At 63.3% G+C, this 6,304-nt stretch carries 8 protein-coding genes; 2 read left to right on the top strand and 6 right to left on the bottom strand.

Going from position 1 to position 6,304, the window contains the following annotated elements; genetic code table 11:
- On the top strand, positions 1 to 1,260 hold a 1,260-nt coding region (locus J0I64_RS22085; protein WP_291412374.1), incomplete at its 5' end, for a DHA2 family efflux MFS transporter permease subunit.
- 72 nt (positions 1,261 to 1,332) lie between these two features.
- Here J0I64_RS22085 and J0I64_RS22080 read toward each other — a convergent pair.
- From J0I64_RS22080 to J0I64_RS22065, 4 genes are all read right to left on the bottom strand, one after another.
- Positions 1,333 to 1,875, bottom strand: coding sequence for a hypothetical protein (locus J0I64_RS22080; RefSeq protein WP_291412372.1), 543 nt, complete (start codon positions 1,873 to 1,875; stop codon positions 1,333 to 1,335).
- Between the two features lie 55 nt (positions 1,876 to 1,930).
- On the bottom strand, positions 1,931 to 2,209 hold the full coding sequence (locus tag J0I64_RS22075) for a hypothetical protein (RefSeq protein WP_291412370.1): 279 nt from the start codon (positions 2,207 to 2,209) through the stop codon (positions 1,931 to 1,933).
- Positions 2,210 to 2,303: 94 nt separating this feature from the next.
- Positions 2,304 to 2,684 (bottom strand): TIGR02301 family protein, encoded by a 381-nt coding sequence (locus tag J0I64_RS22070; protein WP_291412368.1) that lies wholly within the window; start codon positions 2,682 to 2,684, stop codon positions 2,304 to 2,306.
- 155 nt (positions 2,685 to 2,839) lie between these two features.
- Positions 2,840 to 3,241 (bottom strand): NUDIX domain-containing protein, encoded by a 402-nt coding sequence (locus J0I64_RS22065; protein WP_291412366.1) that lies wholly within the window; start codon positions 3,239 to 3,241, stop codon positions 2,840 to 2,842.
- A 66-nt stretch (positions 3,242 to 3,307) separates the two neighbouring features.
- Between J0I64_RS22065 and J0I64_RS22060 the strand changes: the two genes are divergently transcribed.
- A complete protein-coding gene (locus J0I64_RS22060; protein WP_291412364.1) occupies positions 3,308 to 4,051 on the top strand; it encodes an SOS response-associated peptidase in 744 nt (247 codons plus the stop codon).
- Between the two features lie 150 nt (positions 4,052 to 4,201).
- Here J0I64_RS22060 and J0I64_RS22055 read toward each other — a convergent pair whose 3' ends face one another.
- Together J0I64_RS22055 and J0I64_RS22050 are read right to left on the bottom strand one after the other, a co-directional pair.
- On the bottom strand, positions 4,202 to 4,795 hold the full coding sequence (locus tag J0I64_RS22055; protein ID WP_291412363.1) for a hemerythrin domain-containing protein: 594 nt from the start codon (positions 4,793 to 4,795) through the stop codon (positions 4,202 to 4,204).
- 128 nt (positions 4,796 to 4,923) lie between these two features.
- Positions 4,924 to 6,304 (bottom strand): FAD-binding oxidoreductase (locus J0I64_RS22050; protein ID WP_291412361.1); only part of this gene is annotated, 1,381 nt, incomplete at its 5' end.

Here is a 6,304-nt window from a genome sequence, read left to right as displayed (position 1 = left end):
AGCCTGCCCGAAATGGTGCTGTTCCGCGTGCTGCAGGGCATTTGCGGCGCCATGATCGCGCCCCTGGCGCAGACGATCCTGCTCAACATCAACCCGCGCGAAAAGATCGGCCAGGCCATGGCGCTCTATGGCATGGGCATCATGGTGGCGCCGATCGTCGGGCCGACGCTGGGCGGCTGGCTGACCGAGACCTTCGACTGGCGCTGGGTGTTCCTCGTCAACGTGCCGGTGGGCGTGCTCTGCGTCGCCATGCTGGTGCTGTTCATGCCCAATACCGAGATCAAGAACCGGCGCTTCGACTTCTTCGGCTTCAGTATGCTGGCGCTGGGCGTCGGCTCGCTGCAGCTGCTGCTCGATCGCGGCGCCGAAAACGGCTGGTTCACGGCGGTCGAAACCTGGATCGAACTGGGTATCTTCATTGCCGGGCTCTGGGTGTTCATCGTCCATTCGCTGACCGCCAAGCAGCCCTTCGTCGACCTGCGCATGTTCAAGGACTTCAACTTCTCGCTCGGTTCGGTGCTGATGGCAGTGATGGGCGTGACGCTGTTTTCCGGCCTCGCGCTGCTGCCGCCCATGCTGCAGAACCTGATGGGTTATTCGGTGATTTTCACCGGCCTCCTGATGGCGCCGCGCGGTGCGGCGACGCTCGTCTCGATGATGATCGTGGGGCGGTTGAGCGGCAAGGTCGATGCGCGGCTGATGATGCTATTTGGCTCGATAATCATGAGCTATTCGCTCTGGCTGATGACCGGCTTCAGCCCCGACATGGACTATTGGCCCGTGGTCATCACCGGCGCCATGCAGGGCTTTGGCATGGGCTTCCTCTTCGTGCCGCTCTCGACCATGGCCTTTGCCACCATCGCTCCAACCATGCGTGCGGATGCGACGGCCATGTTCGCGCTGGTGCGCAATATGGGGCAGGGGATCGGCATTTCGCTGGTGTCGGTGGTGCTCACCAACATGATCCAGGTGAACCATGCCGAACTGGCCGAGCGGCTGACGGTGGACTCGATGGCCGTGCAGACGCAGATGCCGGGGCTGATCACGGGCAATCCGCAGATTCTTGCGGTGATCAACGGCCTCGTGCAGCAGCAGTCGGCGATGCTGAGCTATCTCGACGACTTCTGGCTGATGCTGCTGCTGAGCCTTGCCTCCATTCCGCTGATCCTGCTGCTGCGGGGGCCGAAGAAGGACAAGAACGCGCCGGCCAAGACCAAGGAAGAACTGGCGATCGAACGGGCCCATGCCATGGGGGAATGATTCTCCCCATGTGCTTCCGGTTCACTGCAACAATCCCCGCGAAAGCGGGGATTGTCGTTTGTGGGGCGTCAGTCAGTCGCTGGCGACGAAGGCGGACCATTCTCCGCTTTCGCTGATGAAGACACGCCAGAAGTACCAGGCTTCGAGGTCCTTCAATTCCTGCAACTGCTCGGTGTTGAGCAGGCGATAGGCATCGACGGTCTGGCCTGGGGTAAGGGTCGTCGGGTCGAGTTGTGCGAGGTAGGGCCAGACATAATAGGTCTCGCCTTCGCTGGCGGGAAAGAAGGCGAAGGGCTGGTCGAGGAGATCGACGAGGAGCCCGAGGATTTGCCGGCCTTCGCCGTCTTCGGAGGCGCCCTTGAGATAGGCGATGCCATCGTCGGGCGCGCCATAGCTGACCGTGGGCGGGGTTTCCTGTGCCTCCATGATCGGGCGCAGCGCTTCGATATCGCCGGAGCGGGCGGCCTCGATCAGTGCCTCGCGCTTGGCGCGGACAGGCTCGGGCAGGATGGAAAGATCGGAGCTGATTTCGGGCAGGGGCCAGGCATCGGCATCCTGCGCGAGGGCAGGGGTCGCGAGCAACGCTGTGGCGGCGAGGGCGAAAAGACGGTGCATGGCAAACTCCTCGCCGTCATTGAGCGGCATGGCGAGGAATTAGGCAAGCAGCGCTCTACTGCAGGATGCGCTCGAGATTGTATTCGCCGGTGCGAATGCGGTCGGGCAGTTGCGCTACAAGCTCGGCAGTGGCTTCATCGCCATGCATGCGCACGAAAGTCGCAAGCGCGGCAAAAAGCGAAGCATGGGCGAGGGCGGCGGTCTCCAGACCGTCTTCCTCGGCTTCGTTCCAGGCCTCGGCCAGGTATTCAAGCGCGATCTGACGTTCGGCCTGACCCTGTTCGAACGGGCCCTGGCCAGATGCCGGCGAGAAAATGGACTTGGTGGTGCTCATGCTGTTCCCGTAGCACGCACCTGTGGCATTGGCGCGGCAGAAGTAAGCCGAAGGTTAACGGCGAGTAGGCAATTGCAGGCTTTTCCCGCCTCGCCTATTCGGCAAAACGCGTATGGATGCTGCGCGCCAGCTGCTGGGCCTCGAAAAGGAGGCGCGTGAGCGCTTCGCGGGAGGCGGGCGTGCAATGGCGGTGGAGGCGGGAAAACCCCGTATATCCGGTGTTGAACGCCCCAGCGAGGCGCTGCCGGCGGTCTTCGTCGGGCTCATCGAGATTGATCAGCTCGGACATCTGCTCGCGCCAGTCCTCGGTGCCGGTTTTGCACAGCGGCTGGAGGTAATAAAGGCTCCCCATGACCTCGGCGAGGCGCTCCATCTGCCGCTGATAGGGCGGATCGATGGCAAGGGCGGGCGTGGCGAGGGAGAAAATGAGGAGGAGCGGGAGGAGCAGGGTTTTGAGAACTGCGCTTACCGACACCCCCTCCCGGCCTCCCCCATCAAGGGGGAGGTGAAGGGATAGTGGGTGGGGCGAGAAGGTGCCAAACGCTGGATCTGCACCTCCCCCTCGATGGGGGAGGAGGGCGGGGGTGGAGCGGCACACTCGATCTGTCAATTGACGCAGCATGCCGCCTCTTACCAGCTTTGCCCTAAAACCTTGAAACACTCTTTGATCACGTCATCGAGGCGGGACGTGGTGCGCAGCGCCAGGAGCATGCCGGGATCGGCCCATTTGTGGTCGGCGATCTCATTGGACGGTTTTACCGTGCCGACATAGTCGGTGGTGGTGAAGACGGCGAGGCGATAGGTGCCGTCGCGGCCCAGCGACTGGGTGATGACGTGGCGCGGATTGCGGACGGTCAGCCCCAGCTCCTCCTGCACCTCCCGGATGGCGCATTGCTCGATGGTTTCGGTCGGCTCCATCCGACCACCGGGAAAAGTCCACAGGTTCTGGTATGGCGCGAAGGCGCGCTTGATGAGGAGGATTTTGCCGTGGCGTACGATGCCGACGCTGGCGGCGTTGGGTTGGTCGGTCATGGCCGGAAGCTGGTTTGCGATTCGTCTTGAGAGAGATTACCTCTCCAACAGTAAAGGAGACACGCCATGTGCGGACGCTATGCGGTGACTTTGCCGCCCGAAATGATGGCGCAGCTCTTTCAGTTGCTGAACACGCTGCCGATGGTGCCGCGCTATAATGTGGCGCCGACCCAGCCGGTTGCCGCCATCTGGGAAGAAGGTGGTCGGCGCGAGGGGCATTTTGCGCGCTGGGGGCTGGTGCCGCGCTGGGTGAAAGACCCGCGCGAGTTTCCGCTGCTGATCAATGCGCGCGCTGAAAGCATGCGCGAAAAGCCGGCTTTTCGCGATGCGCTGAAGCACGGGCGCTGCGTGGTGCCGGCGAGTGGCTACTACGAGTGGGACACGGGGCCGGACAAGAAGAAGCGCCCTTATTACATCACGCGCGCTGACGGTGAGCCCATGGCGCTGGCCGGGCTTTATGCGACATGGAGCGGGCCGGAGGGCGAGGAGGTCGATAGCGTCGCGACTATCACCGTGCCGGCCAATCGGCAGCTTTCGGTGGTGCATGACCGGATGCCTGCGATTTTGATGGGCAACCAGCAGATCGATGATTGGCTCAATGTCCGGGAAGTGCGGGCCGACGAGGCCGCGCAGATGGCGCTGCCGCTCGAGGATGGGATTTTGAAGTTTCATCCGGTGTCGACGCGGGTCAATTCGGCGCGGGATGATGATCCCGGGCTGATCGTTGAAGTGACCGAGGAAAAGCCGGAGCCGGTGGTGGTGAAGGTGAAAAAGGCTGCCGGTGGTGGCGGACAGATGGATTTGTTTTAGCGGCGGTCTAGGGTGCCGCTACCCCACCCAACGTCATTGCCGGGCTTGTCCCGGCAATTCATCTCGCCTCGGCATGGACCACCGGGACAAGCCCGGTGGTGACGACGGAAGGGGAGGGGACTGTGTCTGGGGGCGTCGGGGCGCTTAGCCTCACATAATCTCGAAATAACCCAGCGCATCACCCATGGCTTCTTCTTCCCAGCCGAGGTGAGACAGGAGCACGCGTTCGAGTGCGTGGTAGAGCTCGCGCGCATCGTGGAAGCGGGTTTCGCTCGGTTCGGCGGCGAGGGCGTTGAGGGCGTTGACGAGGCGTTCGAGCAATTCGTGGACGACGACGTGCTCGGCCGTGAGACGCTCGGCGATGGCCTTGAAGGCGGGGCCTTGCTGGGCGAGCACGGGGAAAAGGTGGTGATCCTCGATCGTGTGGTGGGTGTTCACGATACCGCAGTGCCGGCCGCAGAGATTACCGAAGCGCCGGTAATTGGCGACCATGGCCATTTCATTGGTTTCGGCGGCGATGTCGGCCGCGGTGACCTGGCGCGCATTGGCGCGCTCGATGAGCTTTCCGAGAGTCACCATGTTGTCGCGCAGGTGATCGTGGATCATGCGCAGGTGGTGGCCGGGCGCCCGCTGCTCCTCGGTCAGGCCGGGGAGTTCGGGGACGGGCGGACGCGTGGCGTCGTCGAGGAAATTGATGTTGAGCAGCATGGCAGGAGAGATGGGGCAGGCGGGGGCCGGGTGCAAGAACGCACATCGGGGGTACTGGGTAACATGGGGGCCTTGCGTTGAACGTCCCTTCTCCCCCTGCGGGAGAAGGGACCCGAAGGGTTGCCGAACTCGGTTGGGGCCGGTGCGTGGGGTGAGGAACAGGCCTAGCCCAGCATCTTCCCCGGATTGAGAATCCCATTCGGATCGAGCGCGGTCTTGATGGCGCGCATCATGTCGAGCGCAACCGGGTCTTTCACCTGCTTGAGGAGATCGGTCTTGAGCTGGCCGATGCCATGTTCGGCCGAGACGGAGCCGCCGAGCTTCAACACGACCTCATAAATGACCTCGTGCAGGGCCTCGTCATATTGGGCCATGAAGGCTTTTGAGTCGGCGCCGGCGGGTTGAGAAAAATTGAAGTGGATGTTGCCATCGCCCATGTGACCAAAGGGGACGGGGCGAATGCCGGGGGAGAGGCGTTCGGCGGCGGCCGAGCCCTCCGCGATCAGGGCCGGTACAGCAGCGATGGGCACGGAGACGTCGTGCTTGATGGAAGCGCCTTCCTTGGACTGGCATTCGCTCATCTGCTCGCGGAAAGCCCACATGCGGGTGCGATCGGAAAGGGATTCGGCGATGACGGCGTCGGAGACGAGGTTGGCGCCGAAGGCGGCTTCGAGCGCTGATTGCAAGAGGCCCGGCGCATTGCCGGCATGGCGCGAGACTTCGATGAGCGCGTACCAGGGGGAGGGGCTGGCGGTGGGGTCGGCGTCGAGCATGCCGTGGCGGAGCTGGAAATCGAGGCCGATATGGGGGATCAGCTCGAAGGCGTTGAGGCGGCTGCCGAGACGCTGGCGCATGAGCTGGAAAACGTCGAGCGCAGCCTCGGGGGAGGCAACGTTAACGAGGGCGGTCTCGTGGTCCTCGGGCAGCGGGAAGATTTTGAGGGTCGCGGCGGTGATGATGCCCAGCGTGCCCTCGGCGCCGACGAGGAGATCTTTCAGGTCGTAGCCGGTATTGTCTTTCTTGAGGGCATTGAGGCCCTGATAGAGCCGCCCATCAGCAAGGACGGCTTCGATCCCCATGGTGAGTTCGCGGGCATTGCCATAAGCGAGGACATTGACGCCGCCGGCATTGGAGGAAAGGACGCCACCGATGCGGGCAGAGCCTTCCGAGGCGAGCCACAGGGGGAAAATGGTGCCCTGCGCTTCGGCGGCCTTGTGGGCATTTTGAAGGATGACGCCGGCTTCGGCGGTCATGACGCCAGCGGCGGTATCAATGGAGCGGATGCGGTCGAGCCGGGCAAGGCTGACGATGACTTCGGTGCCGTAGAGCGGCACCTGGGCGCCGACGAGGCCGGTATTGCCGCCCTGCGGAATGAGGCCGACGCGGTTCTCATTGGCCCAGCGGACGACCGCTTGCAGCGCTTCGACGCTGGGCGGGGTGACGACGGCAGCGGCGGTCTTGTGGAAGCGCTTTCGGGGTTCGTTGAGATAGGCGCCCATCTTTGCCGTATCCCTGATCACGGCATCGGCGCCCAGAATTTGGACC

The sequence above is a fragment of the Devosia sp. genome, from assembly GCF_017307565.1.
In the GTDB taxonomy this organism is placed as follows: Bacteria; Pseudomonadota; Alphaproteobacteria; order Rhizobiales; family Devosiaceae; genus Devosia.
The sequence above is the reverse complement of the archived record's forward strand: the minus strand, read 5'-3'. Positions and strand labels throughout refer to the sequence as shown.

Excerpts from the sequence above, each read along its gene's own strand:
- J0I64_RS22065 (WP_291412366.1), bottom strand. The coding sequence starts at position 3,241 with ATGACCGACCAACCCAACGCCGCCAGCGTCGGCATCGTACGCCACGGC.
- J0I64_RS22080 (WP_291412372.1), bottom strand. The coding sequence starts at position 1,875 with ATGCACCGTCTTTTCGCCCTCGCCGCCACAGCGTTGCTCGCGACCCCT.
- J0I64_RS22075 (WP_291412370.1), bottom strand. The coding sequence starts at position 2,209 with ATGAGCACCACCAAGTCCATTTTCTCGCCGGCATCTGGCCAGGGCCCG.
- J0I64_RS22060 (WP_291412364.1), top strand. The coding sequence starts at position 3,308 with ATGTGCGGACGCTATGCGGTGACTTTGCCGCCCGAAATGATGGCGCAG.